This window comes from Pseudomonas sp. LD120 (assembly GCF_009861525.1).
Taxonomy (GTDB): domain Bacteria; phylum Pseudomonadota; class Gammaproteobacteria; order Pseudomonadales; family Pseudomonadaceae; genus Aquipseudomonas.
Genome location: NZ_WVHL01000003.1, coordinates 958,247 through 980,279 on the forward strand (window position 1 = coordinate 958,247; position 22,033 = coordinate 980,279).

24 protein-coding genes and 1 pseudogene are annotated in these 22,033 nt (G+C 65.3%); 7 read left to right on the forward strand and 18 right to left on the reverse strand.

Annotation, left to right across the window (positions count from 1 at the left end):
- The first annotated feature begins 271 nt into the window (after positions 1 to 271).
- Entirely contained in the window at positions 272 to 742 is a 471-nt protein-coding gene (locus PLD_RS10440) for an Lrp/AsnC family transcriptional regulator (RefSeq protein WP_159892340.1), read from the forward strand.
- 3 nt (positions 743 to 745) lie between these two features.
- Here PLD_RS10440 and PLD_RS10445 read toward each other — a convergent pair whose 3' ends face one another.
- The gene (locus tag PLD_RS10445) at positions 746 to 1,636 is read right to left on the reverse strand and encodes a LysR family transcriptional regulator (RefSeq protein WP_159892342.1); all 891 of its coding nucleotides are present in this window, start codon (positions 1,634 to 1,636) and stop codon (positions 746 to 748) included.
- 98 nt (positions 1,637 to 1,734) lie between these two features.
- Between PLD_RS10445 and PLD_RS10450 the strand changes: the two genes are divergently transcribed.
- Together PLD_RS10450 and PLD_RS10460 are read left to right on the forward strand one after the other, a co-directional pair.
- A complete protein-coding gene (locus PLD_RS10450) occupies positions 1,735 to 2,733 on the forward strand; it encodes a cyclase family protein (protein ID WP_159892344.1) in 999 nt (332 codons plus the stop codon).
- A gap of 200 nt (positions 2,734 to 2,933) precedes the next feature.
- Positions 2,934 to 3,923 carry a diaminopimelate epimerase gene (locus PLD_RS10460; RefSeq protein WP_159892346.1) on the forward strand — a complete coding sequence of 330 codons (990 nt, stop codon included), beginning with the start codon at positions 2,934 to 2,936 and terminating at the stop codon, positions 3,921 to 3,923.
- 125 nt (positions 3,924 to 4,048) lie between these two features.
- Here PLD_RS10460 and codA read toward each other — a convergent pair whose 3' ends face one another.
- From codA to PLD_RS10540, 16 genes and pseudogenes are all read right to left on the reverse strand, one after another.
- Positions 4,049 to 5,329: a cytosine deaminase gene (gene codA, locus PLD_RS10465; RefSeq protein ID WP_159892348.1), complete on the reverse strand. Its 1,281-nt coding sequence runs from the start codon at positions 5,327 to 5,329 to the stop codon at positions 4,049 to 4,051.
- Positions 5,330 to 5,510: 181 nt separating this feature from the next.
- Positions 5,511 to 6,776 (reverse strand): cytosine permease, encoded by a 1,266-nt coding sequence (codB, locus tag PLD_RS10470; RefSeq protein WP_159892350.1) that lies wholly within the window; start codon positions 6,774 to 6,776, stop codon positions 5,511 to 5,513.
- A 166-nt stretch (positions 6,777 to 6,942) separates the two neighbouring features.
- Entirely contained in the window at positions 6,943 to 7,140 is a 198-nt protein-coding gene (locus PLD_RS10475) for a helix-turn-helix transcriptional regulator (protein WP_060840226.1), read from the reverse strand.
- The gene (locus PLD_RS10480) at positions 7,137 to 7,511 is read right to left on the reverse strand and encodes a hypothetical protein (protein ID WP_159892352.1); all 375 of its coding nucleotides are present in this window, start codon (positions 7,509 to 7,511) and stop codon (positions 7,137 to 7,139) included. Before PLD_RS10480 ends, PLD_RS10475 begins: the two co-directional genes overlap by 4 nt.
- A gap of 86 nt (positions 7,512 to 7,597) precedes the next feature.
- A complete protein-coding gene (locus PLD_RS10485; protein WP_159892354.1) occupies positions 7,598 to 8,221 on the reverse strand; it encodes an NUDIX hydrolase in 624 nt (207 codons plus the stop codon).
- 101 nt (positions 8,222 to 8,322) lie between these two features.
- Positions 8,323 to 9,294, reverse strand: coding sequence for an oligopeptide/dipeptide ABC transporter ATP-binding protein (locus PLD_RS10490; RefSeq protein ID WP_159892356.1), 972 nt, complete (start codon positions 9,292 to 9,294; stop codon positions 8,323 to 8,325).
- A pseudogene (locus PLD_RS10495) lies at positions 9,291 to 10,285 on the reverse strand (ABC transporter ATP-binding protein). Before PLD_RS10495 ends, PLD_RS10490 begins: the two are co-directional and overlap by 4 nt.
- On the reverse strand, positions 10,282 to 11,181 hold the full coding sequence (gene ddpC, locus PLD_RS10500) for a D,D-dipeptide ABC transporter permease (protein WP_159892358.1): 900 nt from the start codon (positions 11,179 to 11,181) through the stop codon (positions 10,282 to 10,284). The pseudogene PLD_RS10495 and the gene ddpC overlap by 4 nt, the downstream one beginning before the upstream one ends.
- Before the next feature lies 1 nt (position 11,182).
- Positions 11,183 to 12,199, reverse strand: a complete 1,017-nt coding sequence (locus PLD_RS10505) for an ABC transporter permease (RefSeq protein WP_159892360.1) — start codon at positions 12,197 to 12,199, stop codon at positions 11,183 to 11,185.
- Positions 12,200 to 12,317: 118 nt separating this feature from the next.
- Positions 12,318 to 13,895, reverse strand: coding sequence for an ABC transporter substrate-binding protein (locus PLD_RS10510; RefSeq protein ID WP_159892362.1), 1,578 nt, complete (start codon positions 13,893 to 13,895; stop codon positions 12,318 to 12,320).
- A 149-nt stretch (positions 13,896 to 14,044) separates the two neighbouring features.
- Positions 14,045 to 14,602: a D-alanyl-D-alanine dipeptidase gene (ddpX, locus tag PLD_RS10515; RefSeq protein ID WP_159892364.1), complete on the reverse strand. Its 558-nt coding sequence runs from the start codon at positions 14,600 to 14,602 to the stop codon at positions 14,045 to 14,047.
- A gap of 32 nt (positions 14,603 to 14,634) precedes the next feature.
- The gene (locus PLD_RS10520) at positions 14,635 to 15,495 is read right to left on the reverse strand and encodes a MurR/RpiR family transcriptional regulator (RefSeq protein ID WP_016965613.1); all 861 of its coding nucleotides are present in this window, start codon (positions 15,493 to 15,495) and stop codon (positions 14,635 to 14,637) included.
- A 141-nt stretch (positions 15,496 to 15,636) separates the two neighbouring features.
- Positions 15,637 to 16,143: a nucleoside 2-deoxyribosyltransferase gene (locus tag PLD_RS10525; protein ID WP_159892366.1), complete on the reverse strand. Its 507-nt coding sequence runs from the start codon at positions 16,141 to 16,143 to the stop codon at positions 15,637 to 15,639.
- 17 nt (positions 16,144 to 16,160) lie between these two features.
- Entirely contained in the window at positions 16,161 to 16,613 is a 453-nt protein-coding gene (locus PLD_RS10530; protein ID WP_159892368.1) for a GNAT family N-acetyltransferase, read from the reverse strand.
- 84 nt (positions 16,614 to 16,697) lie between these two features.
- Complete coding sequence (gene queD / locus PLD_RS10535; protein ID WP_159892370.1) at positions 16,698 to 17,054, reverse strand: 6-carboxytetrahydropterin synthase QueD; 357 nt, start codon at positions 17,052 to 17,054, stop codon at positions 16,698 to 16,700.
- Between the two features lie 128 nt (positions 17,055 to 17,182).
- Positions 17,183 to 18,262: a patatin-like phospholipase family protein gene (locus PLD_RS10540; protein WP_159892372.1), complete on the reverse strand. Its 1,080-nt coding sequence runs from the start codon at positions 18,260 to 18,262 to the stop codon at positions 17,183 to 17,185.
- A 160-nt stretch (positions 18,263 to 18,422) separates the two neighbouring features.
- Between PLD_RS10540 and PLD_RS10545 the strand changes: the two genes are divergently transcribed.
- From PLD_RS10545 to PLD_RS10560, 4 genes are read left to right on the forward strand one after another with little or no spacing between them, the layout of a single operon-like run.
- Positions 18,423 to 18,731, forward strand: coding sequence for a PepSY domain-containing protein (locus tag PLD_RS10545; RefSeq protein WP_159892374.1), 309 nt, complete (start codon positions 18,423 to 18,425; stop codon positions 18,729 to 18,731).
- Positions 18,731 to 19,042: a PepSY domain-containing protein gene (locus tag PLD_RS10550; RefSeq protein WP_159892376.1), complete on the forward strand. Its 312-nt coding sequence runs from the start codon at positions 18,731 to 18,733 to the stop codon at positions 19,040 to 19,042. The genes PLD_RS10545 and PLD_RS10550 overlap by 1 nt, the downstream gene beginning before the upstream one ends.
- Positions 19,042 to 19,710 (forward strand): response regulator transcription factor, encoded by a 669-nt coding sequence (locus tag PLD_RS10555; protein ID WP_159892378.1) that lies wholly within the window; start codon positions 19,042 to 19,044, stop codon positions 19,708 to 19,710. Before PLD_RS10550 ends, PLD_RS10555 begins: the two co-directional genes overlap by 1 nt.
- Positions 19,707 to 21,020 (forward strand): sensor histidine kinase, encoded by a 1,314-nt coding sequence (locus PLD_RS10560; RefSeq protein ID WP_159892380.1) that lies wholly within the window; start codon positions 19,707 to 19,709, stop codon positions 21,018 to 21,020. Before PLD_RS10555 ends, PLD_RS10560 begins: the two co-directional genes overlap by 4 nt.
- A gap of 197 nt (positions 21,021 to 21,217) precedes the next feature.
- On the opposite strand, the gene PLD_RS31075 is transcribed toward PLD_RS10560, so the two are convergent.
- The gene (locus PLD_RS31075) at positions 21,218 to 21,973 is read right to left on the reverse strand and encodes a methyl-accepting chemotaxis protein (RefSeq protein ID WP_371929006.1); all 756 of its coding nucleotides are present in this window, start codon (positions 21,971 to 21,973) and stop codon (positions 21,218 to 21,220) included.
- Positions 21,974 to 22,033 lie beyond the last annotated feature (60 nt).

A 22,033-nucleotide genomic window follows, 5' to 3' on the forward strand; every position in this document is an offset into this window, starting at 1 on the left:
CGATCATGGCTCTGGCAGCCAGGTCTCGGTGGCGCCTTCAGTGTGCGACGAGGGCCGGGGCGGCGATTGTGACAAAACTATCGACCCAAGGTTGCAGAAAAAAGCCCCCCAGGCTGGCCATTGCCGTGCCGGCGATCCTCGCAGGCGTTGTTCGGCCACGCGCCCCGGGGGCAAATAAGAGTGCGCAGCGGCGCTGGCTATTGCGCATAATCGCCAGCTTTTGCCCAACACTCTTCCCGTTGCACCCTCGCTTTTCGGAGTTGCGCCGTTCATGAACATCAGTCTCGATGCCTACGACCTGAAGCTGCTCGCCGAGCTGCAACGTGATGCGCGTACCGCGCAGAGCGAATTGGGACTGCGGGTCAACCTGTCCACGGCGGCGGTCAACCGGCGGCTCAAACGCCTGACGGACGAGGGGGTGATCGAGCGCTACACCGCGCAGGTCGCCCCGGACGCCCTGGGTCATGAGCTGAGCATCATCGTCGAGGTGGAGGTGGAAAGTGAACGGGTCGATCAGCTCGATGCCCTTAAGCACAGCTTCCAGGCCTGCCCTCAGGTCCAGCAGTGCTACTACGTGGCCGGCGAGTGCGATTTCGTGCTGATTTTCTGTGTGCGCAACATGGCCCAGTACACCCAACTGAGCCATGAACTGTTCTTTGGCAATGACAACGTCAAGCGCTTCAAGACCCTGGTGGCGATGAACCGGGTCAAGGTCGGGCTGGATGTACCCACGACCGGCTGAGGTTCAGGGTGCCTGCAGCGCTTGCACGAGAAAATCCACGAACACCCGGACCTTCTGCGACAGGTGGCGCTGGCTGGGGTACAGCGCATAGATATGGCGCTCGGGCAGGTGCTGGTCCGGCAGCACCCGCAGCAGCTGGCCGCTGTCCAGCAACGGTTGGGCGACAAACCCGGGCAGCGCGCCGATGCCCAGGCCGGCCACCAGCATGTCGGCCAACAACAGGCTGTTGTCCGCAGAAAAATGCACCGGCAGCTCCAGCCGGGTCTGGCCTTCGGGGCCTTGCAGTTGCCAGCGCCCGGGGTGTTCCGCCAGCCGGTAGGCCAGGCAGCGATGCTGATGCAGGTCGGCAATGCTCGTCGGCGTGCCGGCTTTTTGCAGATAGCCTGGCGCGGCGCAGATGAGCTGTTCCACTTGCCCCAGGTGGCGGGCGATCAGTGACGAATCCTCCAGTTGCCGGCGAATCCGCAACGAGACGTCGAAGCCTTCGCCCACCATGTCCAGCACTTGGTCGTTGAGGGTCAGGTCCACCTGCAACTGCGGGTAGCGCTGCATGAAGGCCACCAGGATCGGCGACAGCACCTTGAGCCCGAAGGACAGCGGCGCATTGACCCGCAGGCGCCCGCCCGGTTCGTGCAGGCCGGCCTGGGTGGCCCGCTCCAGGGCGTCCAGCTCGTCCAGCAGGTGGCAGCATTCGCTGAAGTAGCGCTGCCCGGCCTCCGACAGGCTCATGCGCCGGGTGGTGCGCAGGATCAACAGGCTGCCCAGGCGTTCTTCCAACTGGCGCACCTGTTTGCTCACCGCCGCCGTGGACTGCCCGAGGTCGGCGGCGGCCTGGCTGAAGCTGGAACGCTCCGCCACCCGGCGAAAGGTACGCATGGCCATCAGCACGTCCATATTGTTTCTCCTGGGTTGAATATGTATCCACGAAACCGCTGATTATCTCTGATCGAACACTCAATACCATGGCCACTTCATTTCACAGGAGTGTTGTCATGGCTCATCGCGCAATGTCGAAGATGGTTTCCGGGGTGCTGGCCCTGTCCCTGCTCAGTGGTCTGTGCAACGCCGCCGCGGTGGCCCGGCCCGAGGTGGGCATCAGCCCCTGGGGGCCCAGGGACGAGATCGGTCGCTTGAACCTGATCACCCCCGAGTCCCGGGCAGCGATCATGGCCCGGGTCAGTGGCGAGCAGGCCTATGATCTGGCGGTGGACTACTTCGTCGGCATGCCCAGCTGGCAGGCCGCCGGCGACCCGCCGTACCAGATGTGGATGACCCACACCCCTCACGGCAACGTGATCGCCGACCCGATGCAGGTCGGTGAACCGATGAATCAGCACGTCAGCTACAGCGGCTCGGCGGTGTCGATGTACGCCCACATGGGCACTCATATCGACGCCCTCAACCACTTCGGCCTCAACGGCAAGATCTGGAACGGCTACCGTGCCGACCAGCACTTGGGGGACCGCGGCTGGAACGTCACCGGCGCGGAAAAGCTGCCGCCGATCATTGCCCGCGGGGTGCTGATCGACGTCGCCGCGGCCAAGGGGCAGGAGCAATTGGCGGACAGCTACCGGGTGACCCGCGCCGACCTGCAACAGGCCCTGGCTAAACAGCAGGTGGCCCTGGAAAAGGGCGATGTGGTGCTGATCCGCACCGGGCGCATGCGCGACTACGACAATGCCCAGCGCTACATGGCCAACCCGCCGGGGCTGAGCCTGGATGCGGCGAAGTTCCTGGTGGAAGAGGGCGGCGCCATGGTGGTGGGGGCCGATAACCTGAGCTTTGAAACCTTCCCTTCCGAGGTCGAGGGCAATTACCTGCCGTTGCACACTTACCTGCTGGCGATGCAGGGTGCGCCGATCCTGGAGCTGGTGAATCTGGAAGGCTTGTCCCGGGACAAGGTCTATCAGTTCGCCTTTATCGGTGCCTCACTCAAACTGCGGGGCGCCGACGCGGCGCCGATCCGGCCCATGGCCTTGCCCATTCGCTGAATGGGCCAATGGCTTTTGTTCAGGAGATGAGCATGTCTACCGCGCTTTTTTCAAACCCGGTGCCGCGCCTGGCCCTGGACGGCATGCTGTTTGAAATCGAGGCGATTGCCGTGTTGCCGTCCTGAGCCTGAGTTCCCCTCTGGTGGAGCCGCTGCATTATCCGTAATGTCAGCGGCTCGGTTTTTTCTGGAGGTGGTGTCATGGCGGTGTTCTACGATGCACGGGGCAATATCTATGGTGTGGCGTCACCCGAGGCGCTGCGCCACTTGGGTGTGCCCATGCCGGCTACGGCGGCTCTGGCGGCTCGTGACCGGCGGCTATGGACCGAGCAGGCCATCGCGGCTCTCTGCGATTGGGCGCCGGGCACCCGTCCGGAAGGGGCCAAGGCGCATCGCTGTGACGGCCTGCTGGTGGGGCCATTCCAGGCCAGCGCACCGTTCGAGCTGCTGATCGTCAATACCGACGGCACCCTGGCCGAGCGCAGCGGCAATGGCCTGACGATTTTTTCCCAGGCGCTCACCGAACGAGGGTTGCTGGCCGGGCCAGGGCCGACTGAACTGCAGGTCCATCATGACCAGCCCGGCAGTGATTCGCCGGTGGCAACGCAAGTGGAGCCTGCACAAGTCGCTGGCGAGCAAGGGTTCTGGCTGGACCTTGGCGAGCCGTTGTTCGGACCTGAGGCGGTGGCGGCCCTTGGGGTTGAGGCGGTGGCCTTGAACGGTCAGGAACTGAGTCGGATCGCGCCCTTGCAGCACTTGCATTCGCAGTGGGATCACAGCCAGTTCGTGCGTGTTGGCAACCCCCATTGTGTGACCCTGGTGGAGGATGTGGAGGACTTGCCGAGTAATCAACAGATGAGGCAGGCCCCCCTGGCGGAGGGATTGATGGCGATTGCCTTTGCCTTGCCGGTGGGCCATGGCGAACCCTGTCCGGGGGGCATCAACCTGCAATGGGCGGCGCTGGAGTCGGTGCAACGCATCGTCGCCCGAGTGTTCGAACGCGGTGAAGGCCCGACCGCGTCGTCGGGCACCAGCGCCAGCGCCGTGGCCAGTGCGGCATGGCGGGTGGGTTGGGTCAAGGCTGGCGAGGTGCAGGTGGTGATGCCCGGGGGCACCGTACCGTTGCGCCTGGAAGAGCAGGATGGCCAACTGCGCCGGGTCCGCCTGTTCGGCGAAGCACGACGCCTGTAGCCGCTGCCGCAGGCTGCGAACGGGCGCGCAGCGGCCGCGGCGATCCTGAGGGCGCAGGCGTTCGGCGCAGAACCGCCAGGCAAGGTCCTGTGGACCTGTGCGCAGCCTCGCAGGCTCGGCAGCGGCTACAAGGCTGGGGTCGGGTGGGGGGAGTGATCTTGCAGGTGCACCTGGGTCATCTGCCGTTGCATCAGCACCTTGCCGTGGCGGATCGAGTACAGCGCCAAGCCCTGGCTGCGGAGCATTTCGTAGTCGCTGTCGGCAGACAGGATCAGCAGGTTCGCCGGTCGACCTTCTTCAAGGCCGTAACCCTCGCCCAGGGCCAGGGCCTTGGCGCTGTTGTCGGTGACCAGGTCCAGGGCGCTTTGCAGGTTGCTGTAGCCGAGCATGTGGCAGATGTGCAGGCCGGCTTCGAGCACCCGCAGGATGTTGCCATTGCCCAGGGGATACCAGGGATCGACGATCGAGTCCTGGCCGAAGCAGACGTTCATCCCGGCATCCAGCAGCTCCTTGACCCGAGTCACGCCGCGGCGTTTCGGGAAGCTGTCGAAGCGCCCCTGCAGGTGAATGCTTTCGGTGGGGCAGGAGACAAAGCTGATGCCGGAATGCCCCAGCAGGCGGAACAGCTTGGCGCAGTAGGCGTTGTCGTAGGAACCCATGGCGGTGGTGTGGCTGGCGCTGACCCGTGAGCCCATGCCGCGGCTGCGGGCTTCTTCGGCCAGCACTTCGAGAAAGCGCGAGTGTGGGTCGTCGGTTTCGTCGCAGTGCACGTCCACCAGGCAGTCGCTGCGTTCGGCCAGATCCATGAGGAACTTCACTGAGCTCACGCCTTGGTCGCGGGTGTATTCGAAGTGCGGAATGCCGCCCACCACATCGGCGCCCAGGCGGATGGCTTCCTCCATCAGTTCGCGACCGTTGCGGAACGATTCGATGCCCTCTTGCGGGAAGGCGACGATCTGCAGGTCGATCAGGTGCGCGCTCTGCTCACGCACTTCGAGCATGGCCTTGAGGGCGGTAAGGTCCGGGTCGGTGACGTCGACGTGGGTGCGCACGTGCTGGATGCCGTGGGCGGCCAGGGCGCGGATGGTCTTGTGGGCACGGGTGCGGGTGTCTTCGGCGGTGATGCTGGCCTTGCGTTCGCCCCAGCATTCGATGCCTTCGAACAGGGTGCCGCTCATGTTCCAGCGTGGCTCGCCGGCGGTGAGGGTGGCGTCCAGGTGAATGTGCGGCTCGACGAAGGGCGGCACCACCAGGTGGCCGCCGGCATCCAGGTGTTCGGGGCCGAAGGCTGGCGCGGCGGTGGGGGCGTCCGGGCCTTGCAGGACAATGCGAGCGATGCGGCCGTTTTCCAGGTGCAGTTGGTGCAGACCTTCACGGTGACGCAGGCGGGCGTTGGTGATCAGCATCGGGACAATTCCTCGAGTCGGGCAATCAGTGGTTGCGCCGTGAGATCCGGGCGCTGGCCCTTGTCCCACGGTCATTGGACTGTCCCGGCGCCGGCCGCTACAGGGCCGGTGGGCAGGTACAGGGTGTTGCGTGACCGGGCCATGATAGACCCGGAATGCGTCGAGCGAGCAAGGCGCGGGTTCAGCTCCGAGCTTCGGCGCCTGAGCGGGTGCCCAGCCAAGCGCTGAACAGCACATGGCTCAGGCTGGCGACGGCGATGCCCACCAGCGGTGCGATCCAGGGCGAGCAGAACGCTGCCAGGGTGCCCAGGCCGTAGGCGGCCAGGCCCGGCCAGTTCCAGTCCGGCAACTGGCTGTCGGCCAGGCGCGGATAGCGGCCGCGCCAACGATAGAAAAAGTCGGCCATGATCACCCCGCCAATCGGCGGAATCACCGTGCCCAGCAGCACCAGGTAGGGCACCAGCAGGTCGTACATGCCGAGCATCGCCAGCAGGGTGCCGATCAGCGCGCCCACCAGGGTCACGGTCTTGCGCCGGCCGGTGCGCAGCAGATTGCAGCCGGCCACGGCGAAGTTGTAGATGGTGTTGTCCTGGGTGCTCCAGATGTTCAACAGCAGCATGGCCATGGCGGCCGTGGCAAAGCCCTGCAGCAACAGCACTTCGACCACATCCGGTTGTTGGTAGACGATGGCGCCGTAGGCGCCGACCAGCACCATCAGGCCGTTGCCGATGAAGAAGCCAAGCAGGCTGGCAGTCACCGCTATCCGTGCCGAACGGGAGAAACGGGTCCAGTTGGTGGCCTGGGTCGCGCCGCTGACAAAGGTGCCGAACACCAGGGTCAGGGCGGTGGACAGGTCCATGGTGGCGCTGGGGCTGAGGGCCAGCAGGCCGTCGAGACCGCCGACCTGGGTGGTCGTCACCGCCATCGACAGCACCAACAGCAGGCCCATGGCCGGCACCGCGATCCACGACAGGATCTCCAGGCCGCGATAGCCGATGTAGGCGGTGGCGCAAAACGCCAGGCCGAACAGCAGCATCAACCCCAGCACCGCGCCCTGATCCAGTTGGAAGTACTTGCCCAGCACCACTGCGGCGGTGGCGGTGCCCCAGGCGTACCAGCCGACCTGGGTCAGGCCGAGGATCAGGTCGCTGAGCTTGCTGCCCCGTTCACCGAAGCACAAGCGCCCCATCAGCACCGTGTTCAGCCCGCTCTTGAAGGCGATGTAGCCCAGGCTCGCGGCGTACACCCCCAGCAGCAGATTGCCGAGCAGGATCACCCGCAGCAGGGTGGTGAAGTCGAACGCCACCCCCAGCTTGCCGCCGGCGAACATGGTCGCGGTGAAGAAGGTGAAGCCCAGCAGCACCATGACCATCGAGGCCAGGCCCTTGCGAGCGTGCGCTGGAACTTCGCTCAAGGGGTAGTCGTTGCCGGGTTGGTGCTGGGTCATGGGCCTGTCCCTGGTCGCAGTGGTGCCACGCTGTTGCAGACGCCGTGCCAAACGGGCCGCCGGAGCGGGTGCCCCAGCAGTTATAGCCGATGCCTGCGGGCCTGCCGCGGCTGCAGGCCGCGCCGGGGCGAAAATGGTGCACGGGCGCACTGTCTCGTGGCCGGAGTCAGTCCTGGTCGGGGTTGAAGATGCTTTCGATAGGCATCTGAAAGGCCCGGGCGATCTTGAACGCCAGGGGCAGGCTGGGGTCGTAGCGTCCGGTCTCGATGGCATTGACCGTCTGCCGGGATACCTCAAGCCGGGTGGCCAGTTCAGCCTGGGACCAGCCTTTGAGGGTGCGCAATTCGCGCAGTTGGTTGTTCATCGGTAGCGCCGCCAGCCGACCACCGTGGCCAGGGCCCAGACCAGGCCCATCACTGGCCACACGTAGAACATCGAGAGCCGGGGCAGGCCGGCGGTTTCCAGGAAGCCGTAGCTGAAGGTGATCAGCGCGGTACAGACAAAGGACAGCCCCAGGGCTTCGAGCTGGATGCGCCGGGCCAGTTCGTCCATGCGCCGCAACTGGCGCACCACCGCCAGGGCCATGGCCACCATGGGGATCACCGGCACCAGGGCCAGGGCGATCTTGCCCGGGCCCGGGTTCATGTCAGCCAGCCAGTGACTGCTCAAAATCACGCAGGCGATATAGGCCAGCAAGGCCAGGCTGAATTCCCCGAAATAGCGTTTGGTGCCCATGGGCGATCTCCTTTGAGTAAAGTGTCCTTTACATTAGGTGGGGCGATTTTTCATGTCAAGGGTGCTTTACATTGACCGCGTCATGCTCAGTCGAACAGGGCCACGCTGCGCCGGCCTTCGTGGAAGTCGAAAGCCTCCTGGATATCCCGTTCCACGGTGCGGCCCTGGGACAGCGGCGGCAACTGCTTGGGGGCGAAGAACGCCGCGTCGCTGGTTTCGCTGCCGGCCACCGGGGCCTCGGCGTCTTGCCGTTCACAGAGGAAGTAGAGTTTGTAGAAGTCCCGGTGATCGGGCTTGTAGGGCCCCTTGGCCTTGTGCCGCAGGCCGTACAGTTGGCGCACCGAAACCTGCAGCCCGGCTTCTTCGTGGATTTCCTTGATGATGTTCTGCGCCGCTGACAGGCCCACATCGGCGTAGCCCCCGGGCAGGGCCCAGAGGCCGTCGTGCTGCTCGCGCACCAGGAGGATCTTGCCGTCCTCGATCAGCGCCCCGCGCACTTCCACCATCGGCGTCGAGTAGCGCTGGGCAAAGTCCGAAACCAGATCGGTGATGCGCTCCACGGGCACGTTGCCCAGTTGCGCGAGCATGTCGTGGGCGATGTCGGCGACTTCCTGGTAGCGCTCGCGGTCGTGCACATCCCGGCAAAAATGCAGGCCGGTGGAGGCGATGGCTTGCAGGCGTTTGGCGTGGGTCAGCCAGCGGCTTTCCATGGGAGGGGTTCCTGCGACGTCAGAGAGAAGGCGCTTGTTTTAAGCCCTTGGCGAGCAGGGGGCAAGCACCACGCCGTGGCAGGCGGCGTGGTGCTGCTGAATTACCCTGTGCGGTCGTGCCGATGGCAACGCACTTGCTGCGTCGCATCGCCCAGCAACGGTTGCGGCTGTTCGCAGCCCGGGCCGCGACGGCTGCAGCGGTCGAAGAAGAAGCAGCCGCTGGGCAGCTTGCGATTGCCCGGCAGTTCGGTGGGCGCCGAGACCTGGCTGTCCGCCAGGGGCGCGCCGAGGCGTGGCACCGCATCCAGTAGCAGTTGGGTGTAGGGATGGCGCGGTCGCTCCAGCACTTGCTCGGCGCTGCCCAGTTCGACGATCTGCCCCAGGTACATCACCGCCACCCGGTCGGCCATGTGCCGCACCACCGAGACGTTGTGGGAGATCAGCACGAAGGTCAGGCCGCGGCTGCGTTGCAGGTCCGCCAGCAGGTTGAGGATCTGCGCCTGCACTGAAATGTCCAGGGCCGAGGTTGGCTCGTCGAGGACGATGATGTCCGGGTTCGACGCCAGGGCCCGGGCAATGGCGATGCGCTGGCGCTGGCCGCCGGAGAACTGGTGCGGGTAGCGCTCCAGGTATTCGCCGCGGATGCCCACCTGCTGCGCCACCTTGGCGGCGATCTCGCGCATTTGCGCGGCCGGGGTGTTGCCCAGGGCGAACAGCGGCTCGGTGATGATCTTCCAGATCGGCAGGCGTGGGTCGAGCGACGACTGCGGGTCCTGGAACACGATCTGCACGTGGCTGTGGCGCTCGCGGTCGCTGGCATAGGCCCAGCGCAGGTCGCCGCTGCTGGGCTGGACCAGGCCCATGAGCAGTTGCGCCAGGGTGCTCTTGCCGCAGCCGGACTCGCCGACGATGCCCAGGGTTTCCCCGGGGCGCAGTTCCAGGTCGATGCCGTTCAGCGCGTGGGCAAAGGCCCGGGGCCGGCCCAGCCAGTCATTGCTTAGGGGAAAGCGCACTTGCACATCGTTGAGGCGCAGCAGCGGCGCGTTACCGGTTTGGGAGTGGGTGGCGGTCATTGGGCGGACTCCGGGGCAGCCAGCCAGCAGGCGCTCTTGCGCTGCTCGCAGGCGTTGATCGAATGCAACGGTGGCCGCTCGGCGCAGATCGCCATGGCCTGGCTGCAGCGCTCGCGAAAGGTACAGCCGCCGGGCAGGTGGGCAAGGTTCGGCACCTGCCCGGGAATGGTCAGCAGTGGCGCGCCGGGGGCCACTTGCTCCGGCAGGCCGCTGAGCAGGCCGCGGGTGTAGGGATGCTGTGGGTCGAGCATGACCTGGGCGGTGCTGCCTTGCTCCACCACAGCGCCGGTGTACATCACATAGACCCGGTCGCAGAACTGCGAGACCACCGCCATGTCGTGGGTGATCAAGAGGATCGCGGTGCCCCGTTGCCGGGCCTTCTCGCGCAGCAACAGCAGCACCTGGCGCTGCACCGTGACGTCCAGGGCGGTGGTCGGCTCGTCGGCAATCAGCAGTTGCGGATCGCAGGAAAATGCCAGGGCGATCATCACCCGCTGGCGCATGCCGCCGGACAGCTCGAAGGGGTAGGCCTGCAGCACCTGCTCGGGGTCGGCGATGTGCATGTCGCGCAGCAGGGCGATGGCCTTGACCCGGGCCTGGTCCTGGCTCAGGCGCTGGTGATGGATGATCACGTCGAGCATCTGCCGGCCGATGCGCCGGGTCGGGTTGAGGGCGGTCATCGGCTCCTGGAAGATCATCGCCGCGTCGCGGCCACGGATCTGCAGCAGCTGTTTTTCCGGGGTGGTGAGCATGTCGCGGCCCAGCAGCGACAGGCTGCCGGAGGTGATGCGGTAGCTGCGTTCGGGCAGCAGGCGCAGGCTGAGCATGGCGGTCACCGACTTGCCCGAACCGGACTCGCCGACCACGCCGACGATTTCCCCGGGTTGACGTGCAGCGACACGCCGTTGAGGGCCTGCACGTTGCTGCGGTAGGCGGGGAATTCCAGGCTCAGGTTGTCGATGTTGAGAACGGCGGATGAGCTCATGGTCATTTCCCCTGTTGCCGTGGATCGAGCAGGTCACGGATGCCGTCACCCAGCAGGTTGAACCCGGCGGCGGTGAACAGGATCGCCAGCCCGGGAAAGGTCGAGTACCACCAGTTGTCGAGGATGAAGTTGCGCCCGGTGGCCACCATCGCCCCCCATTCGGCGGTGGGCTGTTGTGCCCCCAGGCCGATGAAGCCCAGGGCCGAGGCCATGAGGATGGCGCTGCCGATGTCCAGGCTCAGTTGCACCAGCAATGGCGGCATGGCGTTGCGCCCCACGTGCCAGCTGACGATGTGCCAGCGCCCGGCGCCGTAGGTTTGCGCCGCCTTGACGTAGCCCATCTGGCGGATGCTCAGGGCCTGGCCCCGGGCCAGGCGTACGTAGAACGGAATGCGCACCAGGGTGATCGCCAGCATGGCGTTGAACAGGCTCGGGCCCAGGGCGGCGGCCAGGGCCATGATCAGCACCAGCGACGGCACCGAGAGCATGATGTCCATCAGGCGCATGATCAGGCTGTCGAAGCGCCCGCCGATGATTCCCGACAGGCAGCCCAAGAGGCCCCCGGCCAGGCACGAGGCGAAGGCTACGAACAGGCCCACGCCCACCGACTGGCGGCTGCCGTGGAGCACCCGGCTGAACAGGTCGCGGCCGACTTCGTCGGTGCCGAACCAGTGGGCGGCGCTGGGGGCGGCCAGGCGCTGGGCCAGGTTCAGGGCGTTGGGGTCATGGCTCGACAGCCAGGGGGCGAAGGCCATGCACAGCAGCACCAGCAGGGTCATGCACAGCCCGGCGAGGGTCAGTGGGCTGCGCCGCACGCGGTAGCCCAGGTAGGCCAGGCGCGCACGCCAGCCGCTGGCTTGGGTCGCGGGCACCGGCAGGGGAATGTTCAAGGGAGCGGACATCTCAATTTACCTCGCCAATGCGCGGGTCGATCACCCGGTACAACAGGTCGATCGCCATGTTCAGCAGCACATAAATGAACGACACCAGGATGGCGAAGCCCATCACCGCCGGGAAATCCAGGGCCTGGATCGACTTCACCACGTAGGCGCCCATGCCCGGCCAGGCGAACACCGTCTCGGTCAGCACCGCGCCGTACAGCAAATCGCCCAGGGTCAGGCCGAGCACCGTCACCGAGGGGATCAGCGCATTGGGCAGGGCGTGGCGCAGGATCACCGCCCAGCGCGACAGGCCGTAGGCCCGGGCGGTGCGGATGTAGTCCTCGCCGAGCTGGTCGAGCATCGCCGAGCGGATCTGCCGCGCCACCACCCCGAGGTTGACGAAGCCCAGGGTCACGGCCGGCAGGATCAGGTGCTGCAGGGCATTGAAAAACAGTGGAATATCCCCGGCCAGCAGCGAGTCGATCAGGTAGAAGCCGCTGATGGTTGGCGGCGGCTCCAGGCCTTCGTCCAGGCGCCCGCTGCCGGGCAGCCAGCCCAGGTTGCCGTAGAACAGCAGGATCAGCCCCAAGCCCAGCCAGAACGCCGGGGTGGAAATCCCGGTGACCGCCAGGGTGCGGGCGATCTGGTCGATAAAGCGGTTGTGATAGACCGCCGACAACACCCCCAGCGGCACGCCAACCAGCACCGACAGCAGCAGCGCTGCCAGGGCCAGTTCCAGGGTGGCCGGGAAGAAGGTCTGCAAGTCCTCCAGCACCGGGCGGCTGGTGCGGATCGAGGTGCCCAGGTCGCCGTGCAGCAGGTCGAGCATGTAGCGCCCGTACTGCTGGTACAGCGGCAGGTCCAGGCCCAGTTGGTGGCGGATGTTCTGCACGATGGCATCGCTGGCCCGGTCGCCGGCGATCAGCCGCGCCGGGTCACCGGGAATCAGGTGCGAGATGGTGAAGGTAATCAGCGAAACCCCGACCACGACCAGCAACAGGCCGAGCAGGCGTTTGCGCAACATATTCAGGAAGGCCATGAGGCAACCTCGTTAACGCTTGACGAACGGCAGGGGCAATAACGGCCCCGCAGCGGGGACACGGCAATCCGTCGCCGGCCCGGTTCAGGGGCCGGCGACGGGGATCGCAGGGCCGGTCCTACTTGCTGATTTCGGCGATGTTGAACACCTGTTCCAGCATCGGATGGAACACGTAGCCCTTCACCGAATCACGCATCGGCAGGCTGTAGTTCTTCTGGTACAGGTAGGCGTAGACGTTGTCCTTGAGGACGATCTTCTGCGCCTTCTGGTACAGCTCGATGCGCTGGGCGGTGTCGTTGGTGGCGGCCGCTTCGCGGATCAGGCTGTCGACCTCGGGGTTGCTGTAGAACGAGCGGTTGCCCGGCAAGCCCTGCAGGCTGGAGTCGAACCAGAAGTTCATGAACATGTAGGGGTCGGCGAAGTCCGGGCTCCAGGAACCGATGGCCACGTCGTAGTCACCCTTGCCAACCCGTTCACGCATGGTGGCGTTGGCCAGTTTCTCCATCTTCAGGTTGATGCCCAGGGGCGCCAGGCCCGCTTGCAGGGTCAGGCCGATGGACTCCCAGTTGGCGTCCTTGTCCGAGTACAGGTAGGTCAGGTTGCTGATCTTCTGCGGGACCTTGGCCAGGCTGGCCTTGGCGCCGTCGAGGTTCTGCTGCATCAGCGGCAGGCTCGGGTCGTGGGCCCACATGCCATCGGGGATCGGCCCGTTCATCAGCTTGGCCTGGCCCTTGAGGATGCCGTCGACGATGCCCTTGTAGTCGATGGCCTGGACGATGGTCTGGCGCGCTTCGAGGTTATTCAGCGGCGCGCGCTGGTTGTTTAGGTACAGGTAGTTGACCCGCAGCGAGGGGAAGGTCTGGACCACGATCCCGGACTTGCCGGCCAGGGTGCCGAGCTGGTCTTCGGGCATGTCTTCGATGATGTCCAGGTCGCCGCGCTCCAGTTGCAGGCGGCGCACCGAGGCTTCGCTGATGATCTTGATCACCACCTTGTTCAGGCTCGGCTTGGGGCCGGCGTAGTAGCTGTTGGGCTCCAGCGTCAGCGACTGGCCCTTCTGCCAGTTGCTCAGGCGGAAGGCCCCGGAGCCGGCGGTGTGGGTCGACAGGTAGGCGTTGACGTCCTCGCCCTTGTTGGCCACGTCCGGGTTGATGATGCCGCCGCCGTTGTGGGCCAGGGTGTAGAGGAAGGGCGCGTAGGGCTTTTTCAGGGTGAAGCGCACGGTCAGCGGATCGACCACCGTCACGCTCATGTCATCCGGGAAGGCCCCGGACGGACCTTGCTTGAGCTGCATCAGGCGGTCGAAGGAGAACTTCACCGCCGCGGCGTCCACCGGCTTGCCGTCGTCGAATTTGTTGTCGGGCTTGAGCTTGAAGTCCCAGGTCAGGTTGTCGGCGGAGGTGCTCCAGCTCTCGGCCAGGTCGCCCTGGACTTCGGTGCTGCCCTTGCCGTTCTCGACCTTGTAGGTCACCAGCTTCTGGTAGGCCGGGTAGGTCACGGCCCAGTCGTTGTTGTCGATGGTCACGGCCGGGTCGAGGGTCTGCGGGTCGGCGGCCTTGCCGATCATCAGGGTGTCCTTGGGCGCGGCGGCGCTGGCCGCCTGCCAGGTGCCCAGGCTCAGGGCGGCGCACAGCAGCGACAGGGCGACACGGGTGGACAGACGCACATCAGGGTTATTGCGCAGATTGGGGGTCATGCCGGTTTCCTTGATCATTCGATGTTGGGAAGTTCGTCAGGTTTTTTATAAAAGCTATAACCGGGCAGTTGGAGCTGAAGCGGTGTTGCAGTACGACCGGCGTGGGGCAGTGAGCTGCCTGTTGTTGTGGCCGGCGGGGGAACGACAGATCAATGTTCGAAGGGCTGGTCGTGCTCCTGGATCAGGGGGAAGTCTTCGGCGTTGGGCAACTCGTAGTGCCACCACTCGGTGGGGATCGCCTCGAAGCCGGCGCTGAGCATGATCCCCAGCAGCATCAGGCGATTGCGCTGCACCTGGGGCGCCAGGTCGCTATAGAACTGGTGCGACTTGGGCTCCATGGCATCGAAAGCGGTGCCCATGTCCAGCGGTTGGCCGCTTTCATCCACCAGAGTCAGGTCCACGGCCACGCCCCGGGTGTGGTGCGAGCCCAGGCGCGGATCGCGCACGTAGTCCGGGTTGGGCAGGGCCTGCCACAGCAGTTGCTGGGCGTAGGCCGGGCGATAGGCGTCGTAGATGCGCAGGCCCAGGCCGGCCATGCGCGCCAGCTGGCTGGCCTTGTACAGGCAGGCCGCGGCGTCCTTGTGCAGCAGGCAGCGGGCGTTGCGGTAGATCACCTGGCCGGCCAGGTTGTCGGCGCTGGCGTAGACCAGGTCGATTTCCAGTTGGTGGCGCTGGGCGTCGATTTCGACAAGGGGGCTGTTGTTCACTCACTCACTCCATCTTGGGGCACGCTTGAAGGTCAGGATTCGAACTGGCCGAAGGCTTCCTGCAACGCTCGGTTCTTCGCCAGGCGCTCATCCAGGCGCTCGCCATAGCCCTCGGCCACCGCGGACACCATCAGGTTGAACAGGCAGGTCAGCGGGGCCAGGGAATCCCAGAACTGGCCGACATCGGTTTTCAGTTGCAGCAGGTCCAGCGGGTAGTCCCGGGCCCAGGGGCATTGCAGGTCGGTGACCAGGGCCAGGGGCAGGGCGTTGGCGTTGGCCACTTCGCAGAAGGTCTGGGTGATGGCGGAGTAGGCGCGAAAGTCGGAAATGATCGCGTAGGGCTTGGCGAAGCCCGAGTTCAGGGTTTCCGCATAGATGCCCGAGAGGCCATCGACGTAGTAGACCTTGGGCCGGATGTATTCCAGGTGGCTGTGGAAGGCGTTGAGGATGCCCCGGGTCGACTGGATGCCGATGATGAACACCGCGTCGGCCTCGACGATCTGCCGCACGATGTCGGCGAACACCTGGCTGCGGGCCAGGCCGTAGACGTGCTGGATGGCCTCGATCTCGCGATGCATCGAGCGCTCCAGGGCGTCGTCCTGATGGGCTTCGCTGCGAAACGCGCCGAGCCGGTCGGTGATCAGCCAGGAGGCCGGGGCATCGCCGCGCAGGCCTTGCTTGACGTCATCCAGGTTGCGGTAGCCCAGGGAGCGCAGGAAGCGCCCCACGGAAATCCCCGTGGTGCCGGCTTGCTGGGCGATGCTGTCGGCGGTTTCGAAAGGCAACTGCTGGAGGTTGGCCAACAGGTAGGTAGCGATGCGCTTGCCGGTGGGCGTCAGGCTTGCAAACTGCTGTTCCAGGGTGACTTGGAAACTGTTCTTGTCCATGACCATCTCGCCAGGCGTTCGCGGAAAATGTTATTGAAGTTTCATTTTTGTAATTCGTGTTAGAAACATAACATCGGCCTTCGCGACAAAACAAGGCTTTTGTCCGACGGGGTCGTTTTCGGCAGAAAGTGACGCTGCTGGTTATCTTCAGTGGGCCGCAGGGGATGGGTTCAACCAGCGCCCGAGGTCACGGATGGCGCTTTCCACGCAGGCGCTGCGACCGCTCCAGGTGCAGGCCAGCATCAGGTTGCGTGGCAGGTTGAAGTCCTCCACCGCAAAGCCCTGGGCGTCGCGCCCGGCGGCGTCATGGGGTACCTGCTGGCGCAGGCTGGCGGGGCCGCTGAAGTAGGCCCACACCGGCTTGCCCAGGGCGATGGCCGCGCCCACTTCGAAGGCGGTGCCGGAATCCGGCTCCAGGCCGCGAAAGTCGTTGAGGTTGGCCAGCAGGGCATCGCAGTCGCGGATCATGGTCAGGTTCTGCTGGCAGATCCACTGCGCGGTGGCTTCTGGGGAGAGGTCCGGCGGGGCCTGGTTATCCAGGGGAAACAGGCCGTGCAGGCCTTGGGCGCTGCACAGTTGCTTGAGGTACTCGCCATGGGCCGGGGCGTCGGCGCGAAACACATCGAAACCGGCGAGGTAGATACGTGGGGGCATGGAGAGGGCTCCTGGGTTCAGTCCAGTGGCTTGCTCATGTACACCCGGTGCAGGCCGTGCTCCACAGCGCGGTGGGTTTCCACGTAGCCGTGGCGGCTGTACAGGGCGATGTTCTCGCTCATGGCTGCGTTGGTGTACAGGCGCACGCAACGGTGACCGGCGGCCACGGCCTGTTGTTCGGCAAAGGCCAGCAGTTGCCGGCCATGGCCCCGGCCCTGGGCCTCGGGGTGGACCGCCAGGTTGTCTAGCAGCAGGGCTTCCTGGGCGTCCAGCAGGACAACGAAACCGGCGATTGCCTGCTGCTCCTCCAGGACCCAGACCTGCCGGGCCAGCACCAGGCACGAATAGTCTTCGAGCATCGGCGCCGGTTCCCGGCCGATCCGCGCGATATAGGGCGCATAGGCGCGCTTGGCGATGCCTTCGATGGCGGCGAGGTCGGGCAGGGTAGCGGGGCGAATGGTTGACGGCATGGGCGCGAGTGCTCGTGTAACGGCGGGGTGGGGCCATCATAGGCATAAAAAAACCACCCCGTGGGGGTGGTTTCTTCGGCGGGCTTATTCGCCGCGATAGATGCAGCCGCTGGTGCAGGTTTCGTGGATGCGGATCGCGCTCAGCTCCGGAAGCAATGGCTTGAGCTCGTTCCAGATCCATTTGGCCAGGACTTCGCTGGTGGGGTTTTCCAGGCCGGGGATGTCGTTCAGGTAGTTGTGGTCCAGGCGCTCGTAGAGCGGCTTGAAGATCGCCTTGATTTCCGAGAAGTCGCGGATCCAGCCGGTGTTCGCGTCGACCTCGCCGCTGAGGTGGATCGCCACCTTGAACGAGTGGCCATGCAGGCGGCCGCACTTGTGGCCTTCGGGCACGAAAGGCAGGCGATGGGCGGATTCGAAGGTAAATTCTTTGAAGATTTCCACAGTGTCGGTCAGCTCTGTCAGGTGGCGTCGCCCGCGGGCGAGTTGAGGCAGGCGGCGAGTTTATCAGCTTGGCTCCCGGGCTGCGGAAAAACCCTGACTAAAGGGTCAGTGCGCAGCCTGGGGCAGCCTCACAGGCTTTGCAGGCGTTCGCCCAGACGGTTTTGTGCCGCCAGTTCGAGGAATTCGTCGCCCAGGCGCCGGCTTTCGTCCATGGCGCTGCGCCAGTATTTTTGCCGGCTGGCGTCGTCGCCCATGAAGCGCTTGAAGTCGTTGCGGTCCGGCAGCTTGCCGTAGGGCAGGCGCGCCAGGTACTCCTTCGACGGCGCCAGCAGCAGGACGTCGCGCAGGCGTTCGGGGCTGGCCCGGCGCCAGGGCAGGGGCTTGTCGAACCAGCCGGGGATCACCCGGTCGGTGAAGTGCGGGTAGAGCACGATGTCGCTGCCGCTGTAGGGCAGGTCCAGGTGGTAGTCCAGCAGGCCGCCGTCGCGGAAGGTGCCGGCCCCGGCCCCGGGCAGTTCGCGCACGCCTTGCATGACCATGGGGATCGAGCCCGAGGCCAGCAGTGCCTGGCGCAGGTTGCCGCGATCCAGGGGCACGAAGCGCGAGGGAAAGTCCTCCAGCGCCTGCAGCGGCGGGGCCAGGCGCGGGTCGTGCAGCACCAGGCGCTCGAAGTGTCGCGACAGGCGCGCGCGGCCCCGCAGGTTGTCGGCGATCACCGAGGACAGGCCCAGGCCGAGGCGCCCGCGATGGTCGTCGGCGAGCAGGCCATGGCTTTTGACCACCATGATGTTGAGCCGGTAGTACGGGTTGTCGAGGATCGTGGCGTCGCGGCCGTCCAGCAACTCATCGAGCATGCGCTGGGAGCTCTGGCTGATCTGCGCCATGCTCACGCCTTTGGCGAAGGTTTGCTCGTTGTACAGCTGGCCCAGGCGGCGAATGCCTTCTGCGGCGTCCGGCAGGCAGGCGCTGGCGAAGCGCCAGGAGCCCACCGAGGCGCCGATCAGCGAACGCTCGCGTGGTACGCCGGGCAGCCACTGGCCGAACAGCGCCAGGTCCAGGCCTTGAATTCCCAGGGCCTTGGGGCCGCCAGCGGCGCCCGGCAAGGTGCCGACTTCGCCGGCGTGCAGGCCTTGGTGGCGGATGCGGGCCAAGGCGCGGGGACCGGCCTTGAGGGTCAGGGCGGGAAACTTGATATGGATGGCGGTCATACCGGGCTCACTGCAGAATCAGTCGCGAAGTATAGAGAACCTGCTGCCTGTGGCCGAGTGAAAGTTGTTCCCGGTCGATGATGTCGATTCAGTTTCAATTAAGTTGCCTTGGGTAGGGTTGGCGCCATCGGCCACCGGCCACTCAACTTGGAGACTTGTCATGAAAACCTTCGCTTTGCTGTTCAGTGCCAGCCTGATCGCCCTGAGCGCCAGCGCCGCCCAAGCTCGCGACCTGGGGCCCGACGAAGCCCTGAGATTGCGCGACGCTGGTACTATCGTGTCCTTTGAAAAACTCAACGCCACGGCCCTGGCCCGTCACCCTGGGGCAAGCATCAGCGAAACCGAACTGGAAGAGGAGTACGGCAAGTACATCTACCAGGTCGAGCTGCGCGACCCGCAGGGGCTGGAGTGGGACCTGGAATTGGACGCCGTGACCGGCCAGGTCCTCAAGGATCATCAGGACACCTAATGAATTCGACGAAGCGCGCCCGCCTGGCGGCCCTGGCGCTGTTGCTCAGCTGCTCGTGGGCCCAGGCCCGCGATCTGGATCAGGACGAGGCTCTGCGCCTGCGTCAGCAGGGGGTGATCCTGCCCCTGGAGCAACTGCTGCAGCAGGCCATGGATCGCTATCCCGGGGCCAAGTTGCTGGAAGCCGAGTTGGAAGAAAAACATGGTCTGTACATTTACGAGGTCGAGCTATTGACCGTGGACGGTGTGGTCCGCGAGCTGGACCTGGACGCCACCACCGGGCGCCTGTTGAAAGATGAGGAAGATGATTGATGCGCCTGCTTGTGGTGGAAGATCACGTAACCCTGGCTGACGAACTGCTTGACGGTCTCAAACTTCAAGGCTACGCCGTGGACTGGCTGGCCGATGGTCGCGATGCGCTGTACCAGGGCGCCAGCGAACCCTATGACCTGATCATTCTCGACCTTGGCCTGCCTGGGGTGTCGGGCCTGGAAGTGCTGCGTCAATGGCGCGGCGGCGGGCTGGCGACACCGGTGCTGATCCTCACTGCGCGGGGCTCTTGGGCCGAGCGCATCGAAGGCCTCAAGGCCGGCGCCGACGATTACCTGAGCAAGCCCTTTCACCCGGAAGAACTGTACTTGCGGGTTCAGGCGTTGTTGCGTCGCTCCCATGGCCAAGCCAATCAGCCGACCTTGCAGGCTGCCGGCTTTCACCTGGACGAAAGCCGGCAGTGCGTGGTCCGTGACGGTCAGGATGTGCAACTGACGGCTGCCGAGTTTCGTCTGATGCGTTATTTCATGTTGCACCCGCAGCAGATCCTCTCCAAAAGCCACCTCGCCGAACACCTCTACGACGGTGAAACCGAGCGCGACTCCAATGTCCTCGAAGTCCATGTCAACCACCTGCGGCGCAAGCTGGGGCGCAGTGTGATCGAAACCCGGCGCGGCCAGGGCTACCTGTTCGGCGGAACCGATTCGTGAGGTCGATCCAGCGGCGCCTGAGCCTGGGTCTGATTACGGTGATGGTGGTGGTCGGCCTGGTGTTGGCGCAGACCAGTCTCTGGTTGTTCGAGCTAGGCCTGCAGCGTTACCTGGAGGCCGGGCTGCGCAATGACAGCGAAAACCTGCTGGTGGCGCTGGTACGGGGGCCGCAGGGTTTGCAGTTGGACGAGTGGCGGCTGTCGCCGGCGTATCAGCGGCCGTTTTCCGGGCATTACTTTCGCATCGATTTCGCTGATGTGCATTGGCGTTCCCGGTCTCTCTGGGACCAGGAGTTACCGCGGCTTGAACGCGCCGGGCTGCAAGGCAACCTGCAATTGGGGCCCGAAGGCCAACAGTTACTGGTGCTGCGCAGTGACTACAAACGCTTCGGACAATCGATCTCCATCAACGTGGCCCAGGACTACACCCCGGTGCGTGAGAGTTTCCAGCGCATGCGCCAGATCGGGCTCGGGTTGGGGCTGGCGGGGTTGTTGCTGATTCTCCTGCTGCAGCGCTTTACCGTGCGCCGGGCCCTGCGTCCGCTGGAGACCGCTCGTGAGCAGATCGCTCAACTGCAACAGGGCCAGCGCTCGCAGCTAGACGCCCAGGTGCCCCAGGAACTGGTGCCCTTGGTGGCGCAGATCAACCATTTGCTGGCCCACACCGAGGACAGCCTCAAGCGCTCCCGCAACGCCTTGGGCAACCTCGGCCACGCCCTGAAAACGCCGTTGGCAGTGCTGCTGAGCCTGGCGTCCGGGCGCAAACTGGACGCTTGTCCCGACGCGCGCAGAATCCTCCAGGACCAGTTGGAGCAAGTGCAGCAGCGACTCAATCGCGAACTCAACCGCGCGCGGATGGCGGGGGATGCGCTGCCCGGGGCGCTGTTTGAGTGTGATGCTGAGTTGCCGGGCTTGCTGGCGACCTTGAACATGATCCATGGCGAGCACCTGGACTTGAGCTATCGGGCGCCGCCGGGGCTGCGTCTGCCCTGGGATCGGGAAGACCTGCTGGAGCTGCTGGGCAATCTGCTGGACAACGCCTGCAAATGGGCCGATGCGCAGGTGCGTCTGAGCGTCGAGGAGCGGTCGCAGGGCTATTGCCTGATGGTGGATGACGACGGCCCAGGCATTCCCGAGGCACGGCGGACCGAGGTGGTCAGTCGCGGCGCGCGATTGGATGAGCAGACCGATGGCCACGGGCTGGGCCTGGGCATTGTGCGCGACATCGTCGACGCCTGTGGCGGCCGCTTGAACCTGGTGGAAAGCGAGTGGGGCGGCTTACGGGTGGAGATCGAGCTGCCCAAGCGCTGAACTCGCCGGGCGGTGCGTTCAGCGCCCGTAGCCTGGCGATCGACCGTCGAACCCCTACAGCCTTTGAATCTTCGCATCCCCGCGGGCTGTTCGCAGCCTGCGGTAGCGGCTATACAAAGGCCCGCAGGGCCTTTGCCGTCCTCAAGGGCGGCGCGCCCTTCGGGGGCGATCGCCGCCTGCCGGCAACGGTTAAGGGGTCAGACGCGGAACTGGTCCATCAAGCCCTGCTGCTGGTTGGCCAGGCTGTTGAGGGACTGGCTGACCCGCGCCGATTCGTTGGCTTGTTCCGACAGCGACTCGGTGACGTCGCGAATGGTCGCTACATTGCTGTTGATCTCTTCGGCCACCGCGCTCTGCTGTTCGGCGGCGCTGGCGATCTGCAGGTTCATGTCGCTGATCACTGTGACGGCATCACCGATCTGGCGCAGGGCGGTGACCGCTTGACTCACTTGTTCGACGCTGCCCTGGGCCTGGCGATGGCTGTTGCTCATGGAACCCACCACGTCGCGGGTGCCGGTTTGCAGTTGTTCGATCACTTGGCGGGTTTCCTCCACCGACTCCTGGGTGCGCTGGGCCAGGTTGCGTACTTCGTCGGCGACCACGGCAAAGCCGCGTCCGGCTTCCCCTGCACGGGCCGCTTCGATGGCGGCATTGAGGGCCAGCAGGTTGGTCTGCTCGGCGATCGCGCGGATCACTTCCAGCACCGAGCCGATTTGTTCGCTGTTGCTCGCCAAACCTTCGACCTGGGTCATGGCGCTGCTCATGTCGGCGGCCAGTTGGTCGATGCTGCAGGTGGTGCGGTCGATCACGGTCAGGCCCTGTTGCGTGGCCTGGTCGGCATCCCGCGCCGCCTGAGCGGCCTGGGCAGCGCTGCGAGCGACGTCCTGAGCGGTGGCGCTCATTTCGTGGGAAGCGGTGGCCACCTGGTCCACTTGGCGATATTGCTGCTCCATGCCGGCGCTGGTCTGGGTGGCGATGGCCGATGACTGATCAGCGGTGCCGCGGGCGTCCTG